This is a genomic window from Arthrobacter sp. FW306-04-A (genome assembly GCF_044358315.1).
Classification (GTDB): Bacteria; Actinomycetota; Actinomycetes; order Actinomycetales; family Micrococcaceae; genus Arthrobacter.
This window is the reverse complement of sequence record NZ_CP084559.1, coordinates 985,475-1,008,663: the sequence shown is the minus strand read 5'-3', so window position 1 is coordinate 1,008,663 and position 23,189 is coordinate 985,475. Positions and strand designations below refer to the sequence as shown.

Below are 23,189 nucleotides of genomic sequence, written 5' to 3'. Positions count from 1 at the left end.
CGGTTGGAGTATCCTCAATGGACCTTCTGAACTGCCGGCGAGGGACTAATCGACCGAAGCCTTCTCCCACGCCGAGACCTCGGCCAACAGCTCAGCCTTCCGGGCCTCGTCCGCGAACGATGAACGCACCGAGTTCGCGGCCAACCGCGCCCGGTCCCCAACAGAAAACCCGTGCACCGCAACAAGCTGCTCGAAGTTGTCATCCACGTATCCACCAAAGTACGCGGGATCGTCCGAATTCACGCTGACATTCAGACCTGCGGCCAACATCGCAGGCAACGGGTGATCTGCCAGGGTGTCCACCGCCCGAAGCCGCACATTGGACAACGGGCAAACGGTCAGCGGGACTTGCTCGGCCACCAGCCTCTCCACGAGGGCCGCGTCTTCCATGCAGCGGATGCCATGATCGATCCTCTCAGCGCCGAGCAGATCGAGGGCCTCGTAAATATACGAAGCGGGCCCTTCCTCACCGGCGTGCGCGATCCGTCGCAGCCCGGCGTCCGCCGCGCGGCGGAACAGTCTCTCAAACTTCGACGGCGGATTGCCCACCTCGGCCGAATCCAGGCCGATGCCCGCAATCGGCGCCTTCATGGCAAGAAGCTGTTCCAAAACCTCCAGTGCAGACTCCTCGGACATGTCCCTCAGGAAGGCGGCAATCAGGAGCGTCGAGACGCCAAAGTCCGCCTCCGACGTCGCGAGCGCAGACGCCACGCCGTTCACGCACGTCTCAAGCGAAACCCCCCGCGCGATGTGGGCCTGCGGATCCATCATGATCTCGATGTGCCGCACTCCACCGGCGGCTGCCCGGGCCAAGTAAGCCCTGGTCATGTCCGCGAAGTCCTGTTCCGTCCGAAGTACGGCCATGTTGGCGTAATACAGGTCCAGGAACGACTGCAGATCCGTGAACTCATACCGCGCACGCAACTCGTCCAAATCCGCGTACGGAAGCGCAATCCCGTTACGCTCCGCGAGAGCGAAAATCAGTTCGGGCTGAAGCGTCCCCTCGATGTGCAGGTGCAGTTCGGCAACCGGGGGTGCCGCCGTCGTCGATTCGCCAAAAGTTTCCACCCGACAAGACTAGGACGAATACCCCAGCTACCCCCATCGGGATGCCTGCAAAACAGAGTTCAGGGCAGATACCGGTTGATTCTGCGCAATAGTGGCCCGAGTACGCGGTGGTGCTGCCACCGGCGCCTCATGACGGAACCCCGGGCGCGGTCAACCGACCTCAGAACAGCACGCACGGGCCAGTTCGAACCGCGAGTCTCCCGCCGACGCGCAGCGCTCCGGAGGGAAATTGTGCATGACAGGCATACCCCCGCCTCCGGATGTGCTCCAAGCCGGATGATCCGGTCCTCGGGATATACCGACCCGCAGCACCAGCACGCAAAACCGCTCTGATCTTCATCACCGAATTCCGACCGGGCTTCCATGGGACAAGTATCGCTCGCGTGAGGTCGGTTTTATGTTCCCTGCATGGTGTCTGACGAACAAGACAAGCCCTCCGAGGTGAAGACCACACCGCGTCAACTTGGATCTGCGCCCGCCGGCCCCCAAACTGAAAGGATGCAGACCTTCCTCCCGTTCCCCGATTTCAAGCAAAGTGCTGCCGTCTTGGACACCGCCAGGCTTGGCAAGCAGCGTGTCGAAGCACTGCAGATCCTCCGCGCACTGGTGATCCCCGAGTTCGGCAGGCCCTCACACCCCGCTATCCGCATGTGGATGGGCTATGTCCCGGCGCTTACCCTCTACGGCTTGGCCATGGTGGACGAATGGGTTGCCCGCGGCAATCCGGACAACACCCGTGCAAGCATCACCGAGTTCGCACCCCAGGCGGCCCACCCGGACTACGCCTCCAAGATTCCGATGCCGCCGTGGCTCGGCGACGCCGATTTCCATCTGAGCCACCGCTCCAAGCTGCTCCAGAAAGAACCCCGCTTCTACGCCGAACTCTTCCCCGACACTCCGAAGGACCTGGAGTACCTCTGGCCTGAGCCCAGCCACGAGTTCATTCCCGAAGACCCCTACGATGATTTCATCTGGGTCCTTCGCGCCCCCTTGGGCGAGATCGAACCCGAGAAGATCGACAAGGTGGGGATGCCCGCCCCCGGCAAGGCCAAGGCGGCCGAAAGCGACGGCGACGGCTACCAGTTCGTCTACGAGTCCGAGAAATCCCGCCGCCCGGGCAAGACCGCGCGCAAGGCACCCAAGCAACTGGTGAAGAAGCCCACCCGCAACCGCCAGCGCCAGGACGAGGCCTTCAGGACGCTCCCAGGCAACACCCCCGTCCTCATCCCCGTCGAGGGAGGCGCCAAGTTCGCCATGGGCAAGATCCACGGACGCCCGATCACCCTGGAAGACGGCCGTTTCGGCCGCAACTTCGAGGTCACCAAGATCATCGACCGCGCGGACTTCGACTACCCTGCCCTGTTGCAGGATCCGCGGGCGTTCTTCCCGATCCCGGCGCCCTAGCGGGTCGACTTAACGCGCACGACGGCGGCACCCGGGTTCCTGACGAGAGGAACCCGGGTGCCGGCGTCGTTTCTTGGTCGTTCCGGCTACTTACTGGCGTCGCTGATTCGCCGGCCCGGGACTCTTAGCGTTTCCTCCGTGCGGGAACTCCCCATCCCACTGGGCCCAGTCCTCTGGCCGCACGGACGGCCTCCCCAGCAGGTAACCCTGCCCTGCGGTCATGCCGAGCCCCGCCACCGCGCTTAACTCTGCTTCGGTTTCGATCCCTTCGGCGACCAAGGATGCCCCGATCTCCTTAGCGAACCCGACCATGGCCACTCCCAAGGCACGCTGGCCCGGGTCCGTGTCGATGCCGGCGATGATGTCCCTGTCGAGCTTGATCACATCGGGCTTGAGCAGCAAGACGTGGCGCATCGAGGCGAAACCGGAACCCGCGTCGTCCACAGCGATCCTCACGCCACTGCCCCGCAAAAGTCCAAGCGCAGCAGCGAGGGGGCCGTAGTCAACAACCTGGTGGCGTTCTGTCACTTCAAGCACGATCCGCCCCATCGGAATTCCGGAGTTCGCAAGAATATCGGGCAGCCGCGCGTCAAGGCATGCCCGGGGTGAGAGATTCACTGAAACCGACAAATTGGGTGGCAGCTCGATGGCGGCGCCGAGTGCGGTTTCGAGGGCAAGCATATCCAGCTCAACATCGAGTCCGACCGCCGCAGCCTCGACGAACCACACCTCCGGAGAAATGCCCGGCGAACTCAGGAACCGGGTCAACGCCTCGGCCCCGATGATTGAGCCTGTTTCCAAGGAACGGATTGGTTGGAACGCCGTCAGCAAGGAACCAGCAGCCAGCATCGCTTCAATACGGCTCCTGATCTCGTCGGTAGCCAACGAGTCCAGTGTCCCGGGATCAAGGACCCTGCTGGTCCCCTCAAACCCGGAGGGTCGGCCGGCTGCGTCGCGAAGTGCCCTCCCCGACACCTCGACCAGAACCCTGCTTCCATCTTTGTGGCGGCACACGGCGTGGAGTCCAGCCCAACCGGCATCTGCGTCCTGACTGGAATTTCTCTGCTGCAGGGCGTCGGCCAGGTCGTCAGGATCGATGATCAGACCGAGATGCCTGCCCAGCAATTCGGAAGGTTCGTACCCGGTCACCTCGGCGCCCGCGGGGCTGGAGAAGGTGAAGCGTCCGTCAGGTCCTATGGCCCATAACCACTCCCGGCTGGTGGTCAGCACCGTATCCATCAAGCGGGTGGTCCGGGATGCCTCAGCCCGCTCCCGCAGTTGCTGACGCACCAAAGAAGACGACGCATAGACCACGACGGGAACCACCAGCAAGGAAAGAACATCCGAAATCCAGACCGGCCAGCCCCATGCTTCCCATGGTTCATCGCCCAGGACAAAAGGAAGGCCGACCGCCAAGGCAACGCCAGCCTCCATGACGATGATGACGAGCAGCCACCATTTGGGCATGGACGCCCGAATGCTCTCCCTCGGCCCGCGCGTTCGAAACATGGCCCCCCCTGGCACAAGCTAACGCTGCTGATCTTCTACATCATGCCACTCATGGTTCGAGAATCAGCAGCAGTTCTTCGAAATCATCGGCCCTCTGGCGTGGCGGCTACTTCCCCAGCCCAGCCCTGCGGAGCGCTTCTGCCATGGCTGTGTTCACGGGGGGCTGAGGAGCCGCCTTCGCGGGAGCCGCCTTCGCGGGAGCCGCCTTCGCCGGAGCCGCCTTTGCCGGCGCAGCCTTGGCCGGCACCCCGCGCGAGCCGCGGTCACGGCCGCCGCCACGCGAACCGGACCCGGCCCCGGTGCCTGGTTCGTCGTCGAGCCTTAGGGTGAGCGAAATCCGCTTCCGCTCCGGATCCGCCTCGAGGACCTTCACGCGCACCACCTGTCCGGATTTCACGATCTCGCGGGGATCGGACACGAACTTGTTGGACAGCGCGGATACGTGGACCAAGCCGTCCTGGTGCACTCCGACGTCCACGAAAGCCCCGAACGCCGCCACGTTGGTGACGGTGCCTTCCAGGATCATGCCGGGTTTGAGGTCCGAGATCTTTTCGATGCCCTCGGAGAACGTCGCTGCGGCGAATGCCGGACGGGGGTCGCGGCCGGGCTTTTCGAGCTCGGACATGATGTCCCGAACGGTGGGCAGGCCGAACGTCCCATCCACGAACACCTGCGGATCGAGTGAAGACACCGCAGCTCCACGGGAAGCGGCCACGATCTTCCTTGCCACCGAATACGCTTCCGGGTGGACGCTGGAGGCGTCGAGCGGTTCCACTCCCCCGGTGATCCGCAGGAAGCCTGCGCACTGTTCAAACGCCTTGGCACCCAGCCGCGGCACCTTTTTGAGGTCGGCACGCTTGGCGAACGGTCCGTTTTCGTTGCGGTACGCCACAATGTTCTCGCTCAAGAGAGGCCCGACGCCTGCCACCCGGGCCAGCAGCGCGGGCGACGCCGTGTTCACGTCCACGCCCACCGCATTCACGCAGTCTTCGACGACGGCGTCCAGCGAACGGTCCAGCTTCGCCGCTGTGACATCGTGTTGGTACTGCCCCACACCGATCGACTTCGGCTCGATCTTCACCAATTCGGCCAGCGGATCCTGCAAACGCCGCGCGATGGAAACGGCTCCGCGCAGGGACACGTCCATGCCCGGCAGTTCCGCGGCCGCGAGCGCGGAGGCCGAGTACACGGAAGCACCGGCCTCGGACACCACGAGTTTTTGCAACGTGGGACCGCCGGATGCTGCCAGCGCCTTGATGAGCTGGACTGCGAGCTTGTCCGTCTCGCGCGAGGCCGTGCCGTTGCCGATCGCCACGAGCTCGACGCTGTGTTGCCGCGCCAAGCGCTCCAGAGTCACCAGTGCCTCGTCCCACTTCTTGGCCGGAGCGTGCGGATAGACGGTATCGGTGGCCACGACCTTGCCGGTGCCATCGACCACCGCCACCTTCACGCCCGTTCGCAGTCCCGGGTCCAGGCCCAGCGTGGCGCGGTTTCCTGCAGGAGCCGCAAGGAGTACGTCGCGGAGGTTGGCTGCGAACACCCGGACGGCTTCATCCTCGGCCTGCGCGAACATGCGGCCGCGCAAGTCGTTGGTCAAGCGGTCCAGGATGCGCGAGCGCCACGCGATCTGGGCGGTCTGGACGAGCCACGAATCGGCGGGCCGGCCACGCTCGGCAACCCCGAGGCACTTGGCCACAGCGTTCTCGTACCGGCCGCGCGCGGCGGCCAGGGCGTCGTCGTCGGCTGGTTCTGCCTCGGCGAGATCCAGCTCGAGGACGCCGTCGTTCTCACCGCGCAAGAGCGCGAGCACACGGTGGCCCGGCATGCCGGAGGGCACCTGGGAGAACTCGAAGTAGTCCTTGAACTTCTGCCCCTCGGTTTCCTGGCCCTTCTTCACCCGCGAAACCATGCGCCCCTGCGTCCACAGCCGCTCCCGCAGCGTCTCGGCAAGATCGGGGTCCTGCGATACCCGCTCCACCAGGATCGAGCGGGCGCCGGCGAGCGCCGCGGCGGCATCGTCAATGGAATGTTCAGAGTTGAGGTACTTCGCGGCCTCGCGCTCAGGCTCCACCTGCGGATTCGCGAGAAGCGCGTCGGCGAGTGGTTCGAGGCCTGCTTCGCGGGCGATCTGCGCCTTCGTTCGGCGCTTGGACTTGAAGGGCAGGTATATGTCCTCGAGCCGCGATTTGGTCTCGGCGCCTACGACGGCGGCCTCCAGTTCCGGTGTCAGCTTGCCCTGGGAGGCAATCGCCTCGAGGACCGTACGACGGCGGTCCTCCAAGTCCCGCAGGTAGCGGAGCCGCTCCTCAAGCTCGCGCAGCTGGGTGTCATCGAGCGTCCCGGTGACCTCCTTGCGGTACCGGGCGATGAACGGAACTGTGGATCCGGCGTCGAGCAGCTCAACCGCGGCTTTGACCTGCCAGGACTTCACGCCGAGCTCTTGGGCGATCAGGGCGTGGATGGCGGCGTCTGATGACTGGTGCTGTGCTGACTGGTTTTGGGGAAGTTGGGTCACCATGACATTTTGCCCTACCGCTTTGCCCTACTAAAGCTTTGCCCTACCTAAAGACGGCGCCGCGTGCTGTAGTGAAACTGTGCTGTAGTGGAAAGAGTGCTGAAGACTCCGGTTAGACATGCTACTCAAGGAAGAGGCGCATCATGCAAGAACTGCTCATCATCCTGCAGGACGGTTTCGACGCCGATGACGTAGAAGTCACGGTCAACCACAAAGAGGCTCACCACGAGCGCGATGTGTCCACCAGAACCATGCTGGGAATGGCAGCGGAGATCTCCGTGGAGTTGCCGGCAAAAGGGTCCACCGTTGGCGTCGAGGTCACCAGCCGCAAGCTGAGCGCGAGCAAGAAACTCCACGGAAGAGCAAAGAGCCTGCTGGTTTCCATCGAGGACGGGGAACTGGTGCTGCGGGAAGGCACGGGGCGGGAAGCGTTTCTCTAGCTTGGCGTCCCGTGGCCCGGATACGGTGACCGGGGCACGCTGGCCCAGACACGCTGGCCCGGATAGGGAAGCGCCACGGCCCGGGGGCCGTGACGCTTGATCGAGCGGAAGTTGTAGTTAGCCCAGTTGCGCCATGGGAGTCTTGGCCGAGATGTGCTCAACCAATTCACCCACCCGCTGCTCGGCGTAGTTGCGGGCGATATCGCCCTGGCTGATGATGCCTACCAACTTGTGGTCGGTGATGACAGGAAGGCGCCTAACCTGGTGCTTCTCCATCAGGTCGATGGCGGCGTCAACGCTGGCATCGGCATCAATCCAGATCGGCGTGCCTTGAGCGAGGTCGGCCGCTGTCTTCTGGCCGGCATCCCATCCCTCAGCAACGCATTTGACCACGATGTCGCGGTCGGTGATGAATCCTTTGAGTCTTCCATCGCTGCCGCAGATCGGCAGGGAACCGACGTCCAGATCGCGCATCAGGACAGCCGCGTCACGCAACGACTGCTCTTCTTTGACGCACTGGGCATTGGTGGTCATGAATTCGCGCACAACACTCATGAGTCCTCCTTCATCGATTGGGTATCGACGCGGACCCCCCGGCACCGACGCCGATGCTGTCAGCCTACGCTTGGGGTTTGGCTGTGGCCAGATGCTGTCTGCTCCGTTGGATTATTCAGCGATGTCCTCGGCCCACAGTTCCGGATTCTCTTCCTGGAAGCTGCGCATCATCTCCACGCACCGCTGGTCATCGAGGACCACCACTTCCACGCCCCGGGACCGCAGAAGCTCGAATTCGCCGTCGAACGTGCGGGCCTCCCCCACCACTACGCGCGGGATTTTGAACTGGATGATGGTGCCCGTACACATCGCGCATGGGGCGAGGGTGGTGTACAGCGTGGTGTCCCGGTAGCTCTTTTGCCGGCCGGCTGCGCGGAGGGCAGACATTTCCCCGTGGGCGATCGGATCGCCGTTTTGGACGCGTTCGTTGTGCCCACTAGCGATGACAACGCCGTCACGGGCGAGCGCTGCGCCAATGGGAATGCCACCTTCGCTGAGGCTCTTCTGGGCTGCCTGGTAGGCGGCCTCGAAGGCGGGATCCGGCGATGGTTGCGCATCGGGCTTGGTCATTCGTGGCCTGCTTTCCGGGGGTTGGGGATCTTCCGCTAATTGTTCTATAACTTCTATAATAAATACGGGAGGTGGGAGAAATGATCCTCAACGTAGACCTGGCCAGCGATGTGCCGATCTACCAGCAGCTTCGGGACCAGATCGTGGAGGCGATCGCCGAGGGCGTGCTGACCGAGGGCAGTTCGTTGCCCGCCACCAGGACGCTCGCTGCGGACTTCGGGATCAACTTCCACACCGTGAACAAAGCCTATGACCTCTTGCGCCAGCAGGGCCTGATTCGGCTCAACCGCAAGACCGGCGCGGTGGTGACCCCTACGGTCGCGGACCCACCGTTCCCTGCGGAGTGGACCGCGAGGGCACGGACCCTGCTGGCCGAGGCCGTCGCGCGAGGATTACCGGCGGACGAGGTTCTCGAGACCTGCCGGTCAGTGCTCGATTCATTTGGAACCACGCAGCCAGAGGAAACTCCATGACCATTGCCATCGCCTTGAGCTCCGCATTGTCAGCACTGGTGCTCGCAATCGCCCTGGTGCTGCCCTCGATCAACAGCCCGACCGTGCCCTTCGGGGTTCGGGTTCCGGCCCAGCGCGCCGATGACCCTGCTGTGGTTAGGCAAACCCGCATCTACCGATTGCGGATACTCGTCGGCGGGATTGTCACAGCCGGGGTCTGCGTCGCCATCTACGCCATAACCGGCGAAACGTTGTTGCTGCCCTTGTCGGTGCTGGTGCTCGTCGGCTTCTGGTATGGCTGCTTCTTCCTGGCCAACCACGAGATCCGGGCCGCCAAGGCCGCCGGGGGCTGGTACGAAGGAGTGCGCCAAGGCCTCGCGGTGGACACCGAACTGCGGACCGATCCACCGCGGTTTCCCTGGCTTTGGCTGGCACCGGCGTTGATCGTCACGGTCGCCACGGTGGTGATCGGCGTGATCAGCTACCCGTCGATGCCCGAGGTGCTCGCGGTGCATTACGGAGCGAAGGGCGTGCCCAACCGATTGGCCGCCAAATCTGTCGGCACCGCCTTCTCACTGGTGTTCGTCCAGATCGGCGTGACCGCGTTGCTCGCGGGTATCGCGGCGGCCATCATCTTCCGCAGCCGGCCCGACATCGACCCGGCGCACCCGGTAGGCTCCGCGCGCTGGCACCGCCGGTACATGTCGCTGGGCGCCAAGGCACTGCTCGGACTGGCCGCGATGATCGACCTGGGGATGCTGGGATCCTCGTTGCTGATGTGGACCGGGACGGTCACGTCGTGGGCGCAGCTGGTGGTGGTGCTCCCGATCTTGGCCGCCGTCGCGGTAGCCGTCGTGGTCCTGGCCAGGAACAACCGCGAACGGGACGAAGGCGACGAGGACACCGGCCTGACGCACCGGGAAGATGACAAGTACTGGCGGAGCGGCCTGTTCTACATAAACCGCGAAGACCACGCTCTGCTGGTTCCCCGCCGGTTCGGTCTGGGATGGACCCTCAACTTCGGCAATCCCAGGGCCACGATGCTTCTGGCCGGCGTGGTCGCGCTGATCGGCCTGGTGATCACCCTCCGTTTCGGCGGCTGACCCCCACCGCCGGGGGTGCTATCTTGTCCGGCCCCACTGATAGCTTGGCTTCATCAGCTCAATGGTCTGGGGGCACGGTGTTTTTTCTCGATTCAGAAATTGCAGGTTTAGAAGGTTTAGGTCCAGAAAGTACGGGGCGAGAGCAGGACCTGGTGTTTTCCGCCAGCGATCTGGTCACGGCTTCCACGTGCGAGTACCAGTTGCTGCGCAAGTTGGACGAGAAGCTGGGCCGGTCACCGAAGCCTGCCTTCGACGTCGATGAAATGCTGGAGCGTACCGCCGTGTTGGGCGACGTTCACGAGCACAGGGTGCTGGACCGATTCGTGGCCGAGTTCGGGTGGTGGGATCCGCTTGCTGGCACGGGAGTGTTCGACGTCGTTCCGGCCGCAGCGATGGACCGCGCCACCCTGCAGGCCAAGCACGCGGAGTCCATTGCGGCCTTACGATCCGGCGCGGATGTGGTTTTCCAGGCGGCCTTCTTCGACGGCCAGTTCCATGGCCGGTCCGATTTCCTCGTCAAGCAGCCGGACGGAAGCTACGCGGTTTTTGACACCAAGCTCGCCCGCCACGCCAAGGTCACGGCGTTACTGCAACTTGCCGCCTACGGCGATCAATTAATCAAAGCGGGAATCGTTCCCGCGCCGGATCTGACTCTTGTCCTAGGGGCTACCATTCAGCGGGACGCTGCCGGATCTGGATCTCCTGGGCCCGGCGGCCAGGGCGGCTTCGACTACGTGCACAGCAACCACCGACTCGCCGATGTACTTCCGGTGTTCCGTGAACGCCGCGACCGCTTCCTTGCACTGACGGACGCACATCTCTCGCGGCTGGAGCCCATCCAATGGGGTTCGCCTGGGATCACCGCATGCGGTCGCTGCGACTACTGCAAAGAACAAGTGCGCCTCCACCGGGATCTGCTGATGGTGGCGGGGATGAGAATCACCCGGCGCAAGAAGCTCATGGAAAACGGCATCTTCACCATCGACGCCCTTGCTGAGATGCCCGACGCCGCCGATTCCGCCACCAGGCGCCTGCAGGAGCAAGCCCGTCTACAGACCGGAACAGCCACAGCCGATGGCACCGTCAACTACACCGACAAGACCGGCACAGCCAAGAGCATCAGCTACTCCCTCCTGGAATCCAACTCCTTGGCCCGGCTCCCGCGGCCCGACGCCGGCGACATCTTCTTCGACTTCGAAGGAGACCCCCTGTGGCAAGACCCCGTAACCGGCCGCTGGGGACTGGAGTATTTGTTCGGGGTTGTGGAAAATCCCACCAAGCCAGGCGGAATTCCCGTGTTCAAGCCGTTCTGGGCACACTCCCGGGCTGAGGAGCGCCAGGCGTTCATCGATTTCCTGGACTACGTGGACGAACGCCGAATGAAGTATCCGGACATGCGGATCTACCACTACGCGGCCTACGAGAAAACCGCGCTGCGCAATCTGTCGGTCATCCACACCGTAGGCGAAGCCGCCGTGGACAACCTTCTTCGCGAAGGCGTGCTTGTGGACCTCTACGACACCGTGCGGCATAGCATCCGCATCTCCGAAGACTCCTACAGCATCAAGAAACTCGAACCCCTGTACATGGGCCAGCACTTGCGTTCGGGGGACGTGACCGACGCCGGAGCCTCCGTGGTTGCCTACGCCAACTACTGCACGGCCCGGGACGCCCGTCACGAGGACGAAGCGGCAGCAATCCTGGCAGGTATCTCCGACTACAACGAATACGACTGCCTCTCGACCCTGGAACTGCGGAACTGGCTGCTGGGCCTGGCCGCGGAGCGCTCCATCGAACCCGGCATTCCAGCTGCTTCGGGTCCGGAACTACCTGTCGAAACGGAGCCGGACAAGTACCAGGCCGCGCCCGAGGAAACAGACCTTCTCGACTACCTCGCAGAATTGCCGGACGCCGCCGTTCAATCCGACGACAACAGGGCGGTGGCCTTGGTGGCGGCCGCGGTCGGATTTCACCGGCGGGAGGACAAACAATTCTGGTGGGGCCACTTCGACCGCCTGGACCGGCCCATCTCGGAATGGGAGGACACCAGGGACTGCTTCATCGTGGAACGCGGCGAAGTGGTGCAGGACTGGGCCAAGCCGACTCCACGCAGCAACCCGGCACGGCAGGTACAGCTCTTCGGCCATGCGGCCGATGGCTCCGGTTTCGCCCCCGGTAAGAAGTACTTCCGGATGTACGGGCCTCCACTCCCCGACGCCTTCATTGGCAAGAACGAAAGTGCCTTGGGCAGATCGGGAATGTCCGGCACGGACGTGATAGAGGACGGCGATCTTGACGACCTCGATGAAGGCACTTCCCTCGCGGGACCTGAAGACGGCGCACCCGACGTCGTGACCATATCGGAGCGGCTGCCCAAGGGCGCTGCCGAATACTCGCAGCTACCCATAGCACTTACGCCGGATGGCCCGGTGAACACGGACGGCCAGAGAAAAGCCTTGAGTGAACTTGCCGTCAAGTTGCGTTCCAGTCTGCCGTCGTGGCCGAAGGATCCCGCCCTTGACTTGCTACGCCGCGTGCCGCCGAGGCTGGCCACTCTCCCTGTTCTGCCCGCCGTCGGGTCCGGCGAGGATGGCTATGTGGATGCGATTACCGCGGCCGTGACGGATCTGGATCAGTCATACCTGGCCGTCCAAGGGCCTCCAGGAACGGGCAAGACCCACGTGGGCTCGCACGTTGTCGCCCGGCTGGTGCGTCAGGGCTGGAAGGTGGGGGTTGTTGCGCAGTCCCACGCAGTTGTTGAGAACATGCTCCACGCCGCGGTGAAGGCAGGGGTCGATACGGATGTCATTGCCAAGGAAATGAAGCACGAAGACCCGGTCCCGTGGACCCAGCAGTCAAAGGACGACATTGAGCTCCTGCTCGGATCCCCGGGAGGCTGCCTGATCGGCGGCACGGCGTGGACCATGACAGGCCGGACTGTTCCGGCGGGATCCCTGGACCTGCTGGTCATCGACGAGGCCGGGCAGTTTTCGCTCGCCAACACCCTTGCCGTGAGCCGAGCAACGAAGAGGCTCCTGCTCCTCGGCGATCCCCAGCAATTGCCCCAAGTCACGCAGGGCAAGCACCCGGAACCCGTGGACGAGTCGGCTCTCGGCTGGTTGGCCCACGGCCTGCACACTCTTCCCCCGGAGCTCGGTTATTTCTTGGCGACCTCGTGGCGGATGCACCCGGATTTATGCGCCGCGGTGTCCGAGCTGTCCTACGATGGCCGGCTGCGTTCGGCACCAGCTGCCTCCACGCGGAGACTGTCCGGAGTTCGGGCCGGCGTCGAATGCGTCTACGTCCCGCACAGCGGCAACTCCACACAGTCGCCCGAAGAAGCCGCGGAGGTGGTCAGGCAGGTCAAGGAACACCTCGGTTTGGCGTGGCTGGACCCCCGGGAATCGCCCCAGGAGCGGCCCCTCACCGAAAAGGACATCCTCGTGGTGGCGGCCTATAACGCCCAGGTGCAGCTGATCCAGCGCGAACTGAGAACGGCTGGACTCCGTGGTGTTCGCGTCGGCACCGTGGACAAGTTCCAGGGGCAGGAAGCTCCCGTGGTGATCGTCTCCATGGCCGCGTCCGCTGCCGCAGAGGTGCCCCGCGGCATGGACTTCCTGCTCTCCCGCAACCGGATCAACGTGGCGGTATCGCGCGGTCAGTGGCGGGCCGTCGTCGTGCGCTCACCCGAACTGACAAACTACCTTCCGACCCAGCCGGAAGGGCTGGAACAGTTGGGCGGTTTTGTGGGACTGTGCCAGAAGGCTCACCCTAGCGCGTGATCCAACCCTAGCGCTTGATCCACTCGCAGCGCCTCGTCCAAGACTTTCCCGAAGTTCGCCGGGTCGTGGGCGAAGCGGCCCAGGAAGAGGCCCGACACACCGCGCAGCTCGGGCAGGAGTCCCGGTTTGGCGGAACCACCGTAAATGATGGGCAGCCCGGCCAGGCCATGCTCGGCGAGCAAGTCCCGGAGGTGATCGACGACGTCGGACACGTAAGCTGCGCGGGCAGGCTCGGGTGCGCCGATAGCCCACACCGGTTCGTACGCGATGACCAGCCGTCCCGCCGTCGCCCAATCTTCTCGGACGGCGGCCGAGATCTGCCGGTAAACGAACGACGCGGACACCGCCGGATCGGACGCGGTTTCCTCGCCGACGCATAGCAGCGGGGTCAGCCCGGCGTCCACCGCAGCCCTGACCTTGAGCGCCGCTACAGCGTCGTCCTCGGCGAAGTGCCGGCGTCGTTCCGCGTGTCCGATCTCCACGAGCCGCACACCAAGTTCCGCCAGCAAGGTCGGCGATACTTCCCCGGTCCACGGGCCGTCGGACCAGCCGCAATTCTGCGCACCCAAGAGCAGAGGAGAATCCTCCAGCATCTGGGCTGCAGCCGGCAGCATGGGAAACGACGGGATGACGAACGGGACCACCCGCCCGGCCGCAAGGGCCGGACGGGCGTCCACTTCATCTCGCAGTTGCTCCAGCCACGACATGGTGTGCCGGTACCCCATGTACATCTTGGTGCTGACCCCGATGTACATGGCTACTTGCCCAGGAGCTCGTCGGCCTTGTTCTTGAACGCCCGGGTGCCGAACATCATGGCGGCCGCCAGGAACGGAAGGATTCCCAGTGCGTAGACGCCGGCCGATCCCGTGGGGTCGGCGGTGGCGCTGTTGACGGCGGTCCGCAGGATCGGGGCCACAAAACCACCCAGGTTGCCCAGCGAGTTGATGAGGCCAATACCAGCGGCGGCTGCGGACCCGGCGAGGAACGCCGTCGGGTAGGCCCAAACGACCGGACCGACTGCCAGGAAGCTGCACACCGCGAGCGTGATGAAGATCAGCCCGAGCACCGGCTGGTGGTTGGTCCCGGCCCAAGCCGAACCGAGGATGCAGACACCCGTGGACACGAACAGCACGGTGCCGAACATGCGGCGCTTAGCAACGGTGTTCGCCGCACGGCCGATCAGGTAGCAGGAGAAGATTCCAAAGAACCACGGAACCGCGATCAGTAGGCCGACTGCGAGGCCCACCTTCTGGCCGGTCAGCGAGGAAACCTGCTGGGGCAGGAAGAAGGTCACACCGTAGACGGCGATCTGCAGGCAGAAGTAGATGAGGGTGAAGTACCAGACACGACCGTTACGCATAGCGGCGAATACACCGCGCGGGCCGGTTTCATCCTTGACGCTGTCTTCCTGGGCCATGATCTCCTTGAGCGCGAACTTCTCGTCCGCGTTGAGGAACTTCGCTTTCTCCGGGCCGTTGATCAGGAAGAAGAACGCCGCAATGCCAGCGAGCACCGCCAGGATTCCCTCGGTGAAGAACATGACCTGCCAGCCGCGGATGCCGGGAATCTGGTCGCCGATGTTGATCAGCCAGCCGGAGAGCGGGTTGCCGATCATCTGGGAGAACGGCTGGGCGAGGTAGAAGATTGCGAACATCTGCACTCGCACCTTGTTAGGGAACCACTCGGCCAGGTACATGATGACGCCCGGGAACAGCCCCGCCTCGGTCACGCCGAGCAGGAATCGCAGGATCACAAAGGACGTCTCGCCTTGTACGAAGGCGAAGCAGGCCGAGACCAAGCCCCACGTGATCGCGATGCGTGCAAGCCAGATCTTGGCGCCGACCTTCTTGAGCAACAGGTTGCTGGGGATTTCAAAGATCGCGTAGCCGATGAAGAAAATACCGGCACCGAGCGCGAACGCCCCGGCCGAGACGCCTTTATCCGCGCCAAGGGCGGCTTCAGCGAAACCGACATTGGTGCGGTCGAGGAAGGAGACCACATAAAGGATGACCAGCATCGGCATGAGCCGGGCGGCAGCCTTGCGGATAGCCGATTTCAGAATCGGCGAATCCAGCATCTCCTTCGCGGAAGTTGTTGAAACGGACATCGAAACTCCTCGTTGAGTAATCAGTTTTGAGTAGCCAGGGTTATGCATTCAGAGAGTGATACGACCCGCCGAAGCGGTGTCCCGCCTTAGCGGGGCAAGATCATGAGCAGCACGCCGACGGCGCAAACCAGGATCCCGACGGCGAGATAGATCTTGCGTTCCTTGGTCCAGGAGCCCATGGGGTCCTTCCTTAGTGCATGTACAAGCCGCCGTCGACATTCAGCGTCTGGCCCGAGATGTAACCGGAGTCCTCGCTGATGAGGAAGGCGATGGCGGCGGCGATATCCCGGGTGGAGCCCACGCGGTTCACCACGAGGTCCTTGGTGAGCTCGTCCTTGCGCTCCTCGCTGAGGGTGCCGCCCATGATGTCGGTGTCGATGGGACCGGGAGAAATAGCGTTGACGGTGATGTCGAATTCACCCAGTTCGCGGGCGGTGGCGCGGGTCAGGCCGATGACGCCGGCCTTGGCCACCGAGTACGGAGTCTTGGAGAACGTCCCGCCGCCGCGCTGGGCGGAAACCGAGGAGATGTTCACGATGCGTCCGATCCGGTTCTTGACCATGGATTCGGCCACGCGGCGGGTGGCGTAGTGGACACCGTTGAGGTTGATGTTCAGGACACGGTTCCACTCGGCGGGCTCAAGTTCCAGGTACGGAACCGGTGAGCTGACACCGGCAACGTTGGCCAGGGCGACGATCTGCGGCAGCTCAGCTTCAAGCGTGTCGATGGCGGAGCGTACGGATGACTCATCTGCCACGTTGGCTCCGACGCCGTAGGCCTTGACGTTGTACTGCGCGGCGATTTCCTTGGCGGTGGCCTTGCACAGGGCATCGTCGAGGTCGATGATGCCGATGTTCCAGCCTTGCGCAGCCAGGTAGTTGACGGTGGCTCGGCCGATGCCGCGCTCGGAGACGGCGCCGGTGACAATCGCGGTTCGTTCTGCGGGGAAGGTGCTCATGGGTATTCTCCTGTGAATGGTGGGGCTAGTTGATGGGTGCCGGGCCGAGCTCGTCAATGAGCTTCTGCATGGCCACGTAGGCCTTGTTCCGGTAGGCGATGAGTTCGGGTGTGCGTTCCGCCGGGACGTTGAGGAAGCCCGCGCCGGTCTTGGTGCCCAGCTTTCCCGCCTCCACGAGGTCGCTCAGGATCTTCGGGGTCGCGAAGCGCTCCGGGAACCCGGTCTGGAGGGACTTATAGCAGAAGTTGTAGACGTCCAGTCCGGCCATGTCCGCGATGGCGAACGGACCGAAGAACGGCAAGCGGAAGCCGAACGTCGTACGGACCAGGGTGTCGACGTCGTCCGCTGTTGCGATCCCCTGCTCCACCAGCTGGGCGGCCTCGTGGAAAAGCGCGTACTGCAGCCGGTTGAGCACGAAGCCGGTGACGTCCTTGACGACGGCGGTTTGCTTGCCGGCCGCGTGGACGAGTTCGCGGGAAGCGGCCACGGTCTCCGGCGTGGTGCCGGCGTGGGGAATGATCTCGACGCCGGGAATGAACGGGGAGGGGTTGGAGAAATGCACGCCGAGGAACCGCTCCGGGCCTGCCACTGCCTCGGCGAGATCGGCGATGGAAATGGTGGACGTGTTGGAGCCGATCAGGGCGTCCGGACGGGCGGCGGCGCTGATGCGGGCCAGGGTCTGATGCTTGATGTCGAGGACCTCGGGGACGGCTTCTTCGATGAAATCGGCGTCCGCCACAGCCTCTTCGATGTCTTTGGCTGCCCACAAATTGGCTTTCAGGATTGCCGTGGATCCTTCCGGGAAAAGACCCGCAGCCACGAATTCGTCCGACTCGACGAGCAGGCGGTCGTAGTTCTTCTGCGCGATTTCCGCGGACACGTCCGCCAGCGCCACGCGCGCTCCGCCGAGGGCAAGGACCTGCGCGATCCCGCCGCCCATGTAACCGGAGCCGACGACGGCGATCTTCCGGGCCGGCGCCGTGCCAGCAGGGGTGTTCTGCGTTTCAGTCATGTCACACTGCCTTTGTGTAATCGGGCTCGTACGAGCAAATGGCGTCCACCTTGGCGGCGGAAGATGATGTTTCGTCGAAGTGGTGGCCCAGCCATTCGTCCACCAGTTTCTTGGCCAGTTCCAAGCCAATCACCCGCTGTCCCATCGTCAGGACCTGGGCGTTGTTGCTCAGGACCGAGCGCTCCACGGAGTAGCTGTCGTGCGCGGTGACGGCACGGATCCCGGGGACTTTGTTGGCCGCGATCGCCACGCCCAGGCCGGTGCCGCAGATCAACAGGGCCCGGTCTGCCTCGCCGTCGGCCACTTTGCGGGCCGCGTTCACGGCAACGTGTGGGTACGCCGTGGAGTCGTTGGCGCCCACGCCCACGTCCTGAACGGACGCCACCCGGGGATCGGCTTCAAGCAGAGCCACGAGTGCCTGCTTATACTCGACGCCCGCTTCGTCATTGCCGACGACAATCCGCCAGCCCTGTGATGTGCTCATGCTTGAACTCCGTTTCCGGCCGCGGAAGCCAACTGTGAATCGATATGTTGCGAGATCTTCGCCGTAATGAGCCCGAAGGAGACCGCGCCAGGATCAGGGTGGCCCACGCTCTTCTCTGCGAGCGGACGGGCGCGGCCCTTGAGCGGGCGCAAACGGGCCGTATCCGCCGCCGCGGACTCAGCCGCCGCAGCAGCCGCGGCGAGGGCCCGGTCAACCGGGGCTCCGGCGTCGAACTCGGTCAGGAACGCAACCCGGAACGGGAGCAGCGCGTCCACCATGGTCTTGTCGCCGGGTTCGGCTTTGCCGAGCTCGGTGATGGCGTCCACAAACCCGGTGACGGCGGCCGCAGCATCCCTGCCCGAGTAGCTCGCTTTGTTGCCGAGTGCCAGTCCGGCCGCGATGATCGCCGAGCCCCACAGGGCGCCCGAGGTTCCGCCTGCGCGTTCGCTCCAGGCCTCCCCGGCCGCGGTCAGGATCCGCCCCACCGAGGCTCCGCTTGCCGTCTCTGCGGCCGCGAGGGCCGCGTCAACGCCGCGCCGCATGCCGATGCCGTGGTCGCCGTCGCCGGCAATTGCGTCCAGCTTGCCCAGGTCTTCTTCATGCTCGACGACGACGTTCCGCACCTGCGCGAGCACTGCCACGGCCTGCCTGCCAAGTTCAGCAGCGGCTTCGGTGGGCTGTTCGACGTCGGACTCGTCCACGGCAGTGACGCCGTCCAGGACGCGCAACGCTCGAGGCGCGAGGTTGCCCTTGCGGAACGCGGGGGTGTCCGCGGGTGCTGCCCAATACTGTTCGAGCTCCTCGTCCAGCCACAGCAGCGTCAGCGAAAGACCGGACATGTCCAGGCTTGTTACCAACTCGCCGCATTCGGGCTCCACCACGGTGAGGCCCGCGTTGTTGAGGAGTTTCTCGATTTTTCCGAAGAGCAGGAAGAGTTCGTCGTACTTGACGGTGCCGAGGCCGTTGACGATCGCCACCACACGGTTTCCGGCGCCGTCGGGTTTGTCATTGAGGAGCTTCGACACGAGGATTTCGGCGAGTTCGGAGGCGGTGGGCATGGCGTGCTCGGAGATGCCCGGCTCGCCGTGGATGCCCAAGCCAAGGGACATTTGTCCGGCCGGAACGTGGAACAGCGGATCCGCGGCTCCCGGAAGGGTGCAACCGTCGAAGGCCACCCCCAGCGAGCGCGTGCGGTAGTTGGTCTTGATGGCCAAGCGTTCGACGGCGTCGAGGTCCAGTCCCGCTTCGGCCGCGGCCCCGGCAATTTTGAAGACCGTCAGGTCTCCCGCGATTCCCCGCCGCTTTTCGATCTGGTCCAAAGGTGCACTGGCGATGTCGTCAGTCACGGTCACGGTGCGGGTTTCGATGCCTTCCGCGTTGAGCCGCAACTGGGCTTGGCCGAAGTGCAGTACGTCGCCAGCGTAGTTGCCGTAGCTGAGCAGGACGCCACCGCCGGCGTTGGCTGCTTTGGCCACGCGATAGACCTGCCCGGCGGCCGGAGAAGCGAACATGTTGCCGCAAGCCGAAGCCGTCGCGAGGCCTGGTCCGACCAGTCCCGCAAACGCAGGGTAGTGTCCCGAACCACCGCCCACCACCAGGGCAACCTGTCCGGTCGGGACTTCGGTGGAGCGGACCACCCCGCCGTCCACCCGGGCAACATACCCGCGGTTCGCGGCCACGAATCCGTCCAGCGCATCGTCCGCAAAGTCTGCGGGGTTATCGAAGATCCTTGTCATGGTCCGGCCCTACACTCCAGCCAGCTGGGAGGCGGGCTGGTGCACACCTGCAAGCTGGCTTCGGCCGGATGGCTGCTGCCGGCCCTGGGCAACCTGGCTCTGGCCCAAGGCGTAGTTCTCCGTCTTGGGGAGGACTTGGCGCCGCAGGTATTCCTGGTTGCTTGCCGTGACACTCAGCCCGTCGCCGCCGTAGTGCTCAGTGCAGAGGATGCCTTGGAAGCCCACGGACAATGCGACCCTAAACGCTTCGCGGTAGTTGATGAGGCCGCTCTCCATTGGAGCCGGCATGGTGATGTAGCTGTCGCGGGCCACGTCTTCGTCGCGGATGTAATTCTTCATGTGCCAGTAGTTGGAGTACGGCAGGGTCTTGGCCACCATCTCGCGCCAGTCCTCGATGGGCCGGTGGAGACGGATCAAATTCCCGAGGTCCGGGTTGAGGCCAACGTTGTCGAGCCCGATGTCCTGGACCAACTGCACCGAGGAATCGGCAGTCCCCAGGAACGTGTCCTCATACATTTCAAGCGAAAGGAGGACGCCGACTGCCGCGGCATGTTCACCGAGTTCGCGCAAGCGAGCAACGGCGTTGCCCCAGGCTTCCTTGTCCCCCACCGGATCTTTGTAGCCTTCGACCGTCCAAAACCACAGCTGCTTTTGCTGCTCTGCGGTAATGGCCTGGTGGAGCCCGAAAGAAACAACCTCGCAGCCCAGCTCGGCCGCGGCATCGATGGTGCGGTGGCTATACGCCAGGTTGTCGGCCCAGTCCCGGGTGTGGATGACGCTGCGGCGGATGGCCGAGATCACCGGGATGCCTATGCCAACGTGGTCTGCGGTCTGCTTGAACTCCGCGAGGCGGGCCTTGCTGAGGTCACCCGGACGGACCCAGCTGTCCGTGAGGTCGGCGTTCGCAAATCCTGCGTCCCTGACTTCCTGCAGGACCTCGGCCCAAACGGAAACATCGGCGTCGTTGATGTGCTGTCCCTTGGCGTCGGTACCGGGGAACTGCAGCAAGGCCGCGGTGATGGGCCAGTTTTCGGCGGTGTAAGCCATAGTTTTCACTCCTTCGTGGAATCCTGTTTCCTATAGGATTTACTATCTGAGCAAGACTGTCAACAAGTTTGTTTGGAGTTTCTATTGACCGGCCCGATTGCCCCGCGTCATCAAAGATCCTATATGTCTTACATATGTTTGTGAAGTGGGTCACCGGGTACGGACCGCAGGGAGCACGCAAAAGCCCGCCGATGGGCGGGCTTTGCGGTTCTGCTGGTGTCGAGGCTCGGTCTTGGATCGCGCCGTCGGGAGTGCGCTGTCGCGGCGTCGGCTCAGTCAGCCGGCGCGTCGGCGATAGCCCGAGCGCGGACCTTGTGCACGTGCTCCGCCATGGCAGCCGCGGCTTGCTCCGGGTCCCCGCTGGCCATTGCCTCGAACACGGCCTGGTGTTCAGCGATGGCCTGCTCGGCGTCGGTGATGCCCACTCCCCCGAACAGCCGGAACCGCTGGACCTGTCCTCCTAGGGCGTTGTAGGCCGAAAGCATGAACTGATTGCCTGACTGCTCTGCGATCAGCTTGTGGAAACGCTCATCGGCCTCGAGATAGTCCCGGAACTCCGCGAACGATGGCCCTCGGGGAGCCGTCTCCAGATCCTTCACGGCCTCGCGCAGGTCCGCCAGGCCGTGCGGGGTAATCCGGCTGCACGCCAATCGTGCGTTGACAGGCTCAATCGCAAGCCGCGCCTCCATGAGCTCGGCGAAGTCTTCGCGCGTGAAAACCGGGGCCACCCGGTAGCCCTTCAAAGCCACCCGGCGGACCATGCCAGTGTGTTCAAGCCTTGCCAACGCCTCACGCACCGGAGTGGGGGAAACGTCTAGTTCCCGTGCTGTCCCGTCGATGCTGACCGCGGCGCCCGGTTCAAGCCGGCCGTCCATGAGCCAAGCAAGGAGCTCCTCGTAGACGTGGTCGGCGAGAACCTGGCGGCTGACGGGTCGGCCCGGGGCGCGATCCCGCGAGGAAGCGAGTTTCATAGACAAATCCTATAGGAATGGGCCTTCCGCAGGGGCCTTTGCGAGTCTTTACGCCGGTTCGGAGGCCACGCACGCACTGGGAGCGTCACATTCTGCTGGATCACCCCACGAGCTCGAGGTAGTTCCGGGGTGGATTCCGCGTAATTCCGGGGGCTCAGGTACCTGCTGCCTTGAGTGATCCAGCAGAATCCGTCGAACCGGCACGGAAATCCGCCGGGACCATGGCCTCGAGTGGCGTTAAACCGCGACGGCGCCACCTTCGCAGGTGCCGCCGTCGTAGCTTCGGGTGTTCTAGTTGGCGTAGAACGGGTAGTCGGTGTACCCCTTGGCGCCTTCACCGTAGAAGGTTGAGGGGTCCGGCTCGTTGAGTGGGAGGCTCTCACGCCACCGGCGCGCCAGGTCCGGGTTGGCGATGGCAGGGCGACCAACCACCACGGCGTCGGCGTGACCATCAGCCACGAGTGCCAAGGCTTCATCCCGCGTGGTTACTTCGCCGAAGCCGGTGTTCACCAGGAACGTGCCCTTGAAACGCTCGCGCAGGTTTTGGACAAGCTCGCCCTTCGGATCGTGGTGGAGGATGCTGAGGTAGGCCAGGTTGAGCGAGGCGATGGTGTCCACCAAAACCTCGTACGTTGCCCGGACATCGGCGGGGTCGGTCTCGGCGATCCCTTGGACCGAGTGCTCCGGGGAAATCCGGATGCCTACCCGGTTGGCGCCCAAGGCTTCAACCACGGCGTTGACCGTCTCGATCACGAAGCGGGCGCGGTTTTCCGGGGAACCACCATAGCTGTCGGTGCGGACATTGGTGTTGGGGGCAAGGAACTCGTGGAGCAGGTATCCGTTGGCAGAGTGCAGTTCAACGCCGTCGAATCCTGCCTCGATGGCGTTCCGGGATGCCGTGACGATTTCCTGGATCGTTGCGGGAAGTTCATCAGTGCTCAGCTCGCGCGGCACCGGGTAAGGCTTCTTGCCGTCCGGCGTACGGACTTCGCCGTCAATGGCCACGGCACTGGGTGCCACGATCTCGCGCCCGCCGGTAATGTCCGGGTGGGAAACGCGTCCACCGTGCATGACCTGGGCGAACATCCGGCCGCCTTCAGCATGGACGGCGTCGGTCACCTTCTTCCAGCCCGCGATTTGTTCCTCCGTGACGAGGCCAGGCTGCCCCGGGTAGGACTGGCCTGCCGGCGTCGGGTAGGTGCCCTCGCTGACAATAAGCCCGAGGGAGGCGCGCTGGCGGTAGTGTTCCACGACCAGCGGACCGGGAATGCCTTCGGCGCCCGATCGGACACGGGTCAGTGGCGCCATGACCAAGCGGTTGGGAAGTTCAAGCTCGCCGAGAGTCAACGGGGAAAACAACATGAGCAGTGCCTTTCAAACGGGAACAGGTCCACTAACGCCAACTGCCACGCGCCTGCAACTATTCCAATTGAGACCGGGATCACGCAACGACGGCGGTGCGGAACTACCCGGTCG

19 protein-coding genes are annotated in these 23,189 nt (G+C 64.1%); 5 read left to right on the top strand and 14 right to left on the bottom strand.

All coding sequences use genetic code 11. The features are described 5' to 3' along the window. Positions 1–45: 45 nt before the first annotated feature. On the bottom strand, positions 46–1,068 hold the full coding sequence (locus LFT43_RS04685) for an adenosine deaminase (RefSeq protein ID WP_395801382.1): 1,023 nt from the start codon (positions 1,066–1,068) through the stop codon (positions 46–48). Positions 1,069–1,566: 498 nt separating this feature from the next. On the opposite strand from LFT43_RS04685, the gene LFT43_RS04680 reads away from it, so the two are divergent. Then, a complete protein-coding gene (locus LFT43_RS04680; protein ID WP_395801381.1) occupies positions 1,567–2,472 on the top strand; it encodes an MSMEG_6728 family protein in 906 nt (301 codons plus the stop codon). Between the two features lie 90 nt (positions 2,473–2,562). Here LFT43_RS04680 and LFT43_RS04675 read toward each other — a convergent pair whose 3' ends face one another. Together LFT43_RS04675 and LFT43_RS04670 are read right to left on the bottom strand one after the other, a co-directional pair. Beyond that, on the bottom strand, positions 2,563–3,939 hold the full coding sequence (locus tag LFT43_RS04675) for an EAL domain-containing protein (protein WP_395801380.1): 1,377 nt from the start codon (positions 3,937–3,939) through the stop codon (positions 2,563–2,565). A 148-nt stretch (positions 3,940–4,087) separates the two neighbouring features. Beyond that, positions 4,088–6,499 carry a Tex family protein gene (locus LFT43_RS04670; protein ID WP_395801379.1) on the bottom strand — a complete coding sequence of 804 codons (2,412 nt, stop codon included), beginning with the start codon at positions 6,497–6,499 and terminating at the stop codon, positions 4,088–4,090. Positions 6,500–6,639: 140 nt separating this feature from the next. On the opposite strand from LFT43_RS04670, the gene LFT43_RS04665 reads away from it, so the two are divergent. Beyond that, complete coding sequence (locus LFT43_RS04665) at positions 6,640–6,936, top strand: hypothetical protein (protein WP_395801378.1); 297 nt, start codon at positions 6,640–6,642, stop codon at positions 6,934–6,936. A 117-nt stretch (positions 6,937–7,053) separates the two neighbouring features. On the opposite strand, the gene LFT43_RS04660 is transcribed toward LFT43_RS04665, so the two are convergent. Together LFT43_RS04660 and LFT43_RS04655 are read right to left on the bottom strand one after the other, a co-directional pair. Further along, entirely contained in the window at positions 7,054–7,491 is a 438-nt protein-coding gene (locus LFT43_RS04660) for a CBS domain-containing protein (RefSeq protein ID WP_395801377.1), read from the bottom strand. Between the two features lie 111 nt (positions 7,492–7,602). Beyond that, positions 7,603–8,061, bottom strand: a complete 459-nt coding sequence (locus LFT43_RS04655; RefSeq protein ID WP_395801376.1) for a nucleoside deaminase — start codon at positions 8,059–8,061, stop codon at positions 7,603–7,605. A gap of 80 nt (positions 8,062–8,141) precedes the next feature. Between LFT43_RS04655 and LFT43_RS04650 the strand changes: the two genes are divergently transcribed. From LFT43_RS04650 to LFT43_RS04640, 3 genes are all read left to right on the top strand, one after another. Next, positions 8,142–8,534, top strand: a complete 393-nt coding sequence (locus LFT43_RS04650; RefSeq protein ID WP_395801375.1) for a GntR family transcriptional regulator — start codon at positions 8,142–8,144, stop codon at positions 8,532–8,534. After that, complete coding sequence (locus LFT43_RS04645; RefSeq protein ID WP_395801374.1) at positions 8,531–9,616, top strand: DUF1648 domain-containing protein; 1,086 nt, start codon at positions 8,531–8,533, stop codon at positions 9,614–9,616. The genes LFT43_RS04650 and LFT43_RS04645 overlap by 4 nt, the downstream gene beginning before the upstream one ends. Positions 9,617–9,693: 77 nt before the next feature. Then, positions 9,694–13,398, top strand: coding sequence for a TM0106 family RecB-like putative nuclease (locus LFT43_RS04640; RefSeq protein WP_395801373.1), 3,705 nt, complete (start codon positions 9,694–9,696; stop codon positions 13,396–13,398). Here LFT43_RS04640 and LFT43_RS04635 read toward each other — a convergent pair. The 9 genes from LFT43_RS04635 to LFT43_RS04595 form a co-directional block, all read right to left on the bottom strand. After that, positions 13,383–14,153 carry a triose-phosphate isomerase family protein gene (locus tag LFT43_RS04635; protein WP_395801372.1) on the bottom strand — a complete coding sequence of 257 codons (771 nt, stop codon included), beginning with the start codon at positions 14,151–14,153 and terminating at the stop codon, positions 13,383–13,385. The two genes, LFT43_RS04640 and LFT43_RS04635, sit on opposite strands and share 16 nt — an antisense overlap. Positions 14,154–14,155: 2 nt before the next feature. Continuing rightward, positions 14,156–15,505 (bottom strand): MFS transporter, encoded by a 1,350-nt coding sequence (locus LFT43_RS04630; RefSeq protein WP_395801371.1) that lies wholly within the window; start codon positions 15,503–15,505, stop codon positions 14,156–14,158. Positions 15,506–15,695: 190 nt separating this feature from the next. Beyond that, positions 15,696–16,463 carry an SDR family NAD(P)-dependent oxidoreductase gene (locus LFT43_RS04625; protein WP_395801370.1) on the bottom strand — a complete coding sequence of 256 codons (768 nt, stop codon included), beginning with the start codon at positions 16,461–16,463 and terminating at the stop codon, positions 15,696–15,698. Between the two features lie 25 nt (positions 16,464–16,488). Next, entirely contained in the window at positions 16,489–17,475 is a 987-nt protein-coding gene (locus LFT43_RS04620) for a 3-hydroxyacyl-CoA dehydrogenase family protein (RefSeq protein WP_395801369.1), read from the bottom strand. A gap of 1 nt (position 17,476) precedes the next feature. After that, entirely contained in the window at positions 17,477–17,959 is a 483-nt protein-coding gene (locus LFT43_RS04615) for a ribose-5-phosphate isomerase (protein ID WP_395801368.1), read from the bottom strand. Beyond that, the gene (dhaL, locus tag LFT43_RS04610; RefSeq protein WP_395801367.1) at positions 17,956–19,695 is read right to left on the bottom strand and encodes a dihydroxyacetone kinase subunit DhaL; all 1,740 of its coding nucleotides are present in this window, start codon (positions 19,693–19,695) and stop codon (positions 17,956–17,958) included. Before dhaL ends, LFT43_RS04615 begins: the two co-directional genes overlap by 4 nt. A 9-nt stretch (positions 19,696–19,704) precedes the next feature. Then, a complete protein-coding gene (locus LFT43_RS04605) occupies positions 19,705–20,742 on the bottom strand; it encodes a sugar phosphate isomerase/epimerase family protein (RefSeq protein WP_395801366.1) in 1,038 nt (345 codons plus the stop codon). A 272-nt stretch (positions 20,743–21,014) separates the two neighbouring features. Continuing rightward, positions 21,015–21,713 carry a GntR family transcriptional regulator gene (locus LFT43_RS04600; RefSeq protein WP_395801365.1) on the bottom strand — a complete coding sequence of 233 codons (699 nt, stop codon included), beginning with the start codon at positions 21,711–21,713 and terminating at the stop codon, positions 21,015–21,017. 291 nt (positions 21,714–22,004) lie between these two features. After that, the gene (locus tag LFT43_RS04595; protein WP_395801364.1) at positions 22,005–23,075 is read right to left on the bottom strand and encodes an alkene reductase; all 1,071 of its coding nucleotides are present in this window, start codon (positions 23,073–23,075) and stop codon (positions 22,005–22,007) included. Positions 23,076–23,189: the final 114 nt, after the last annotated feature.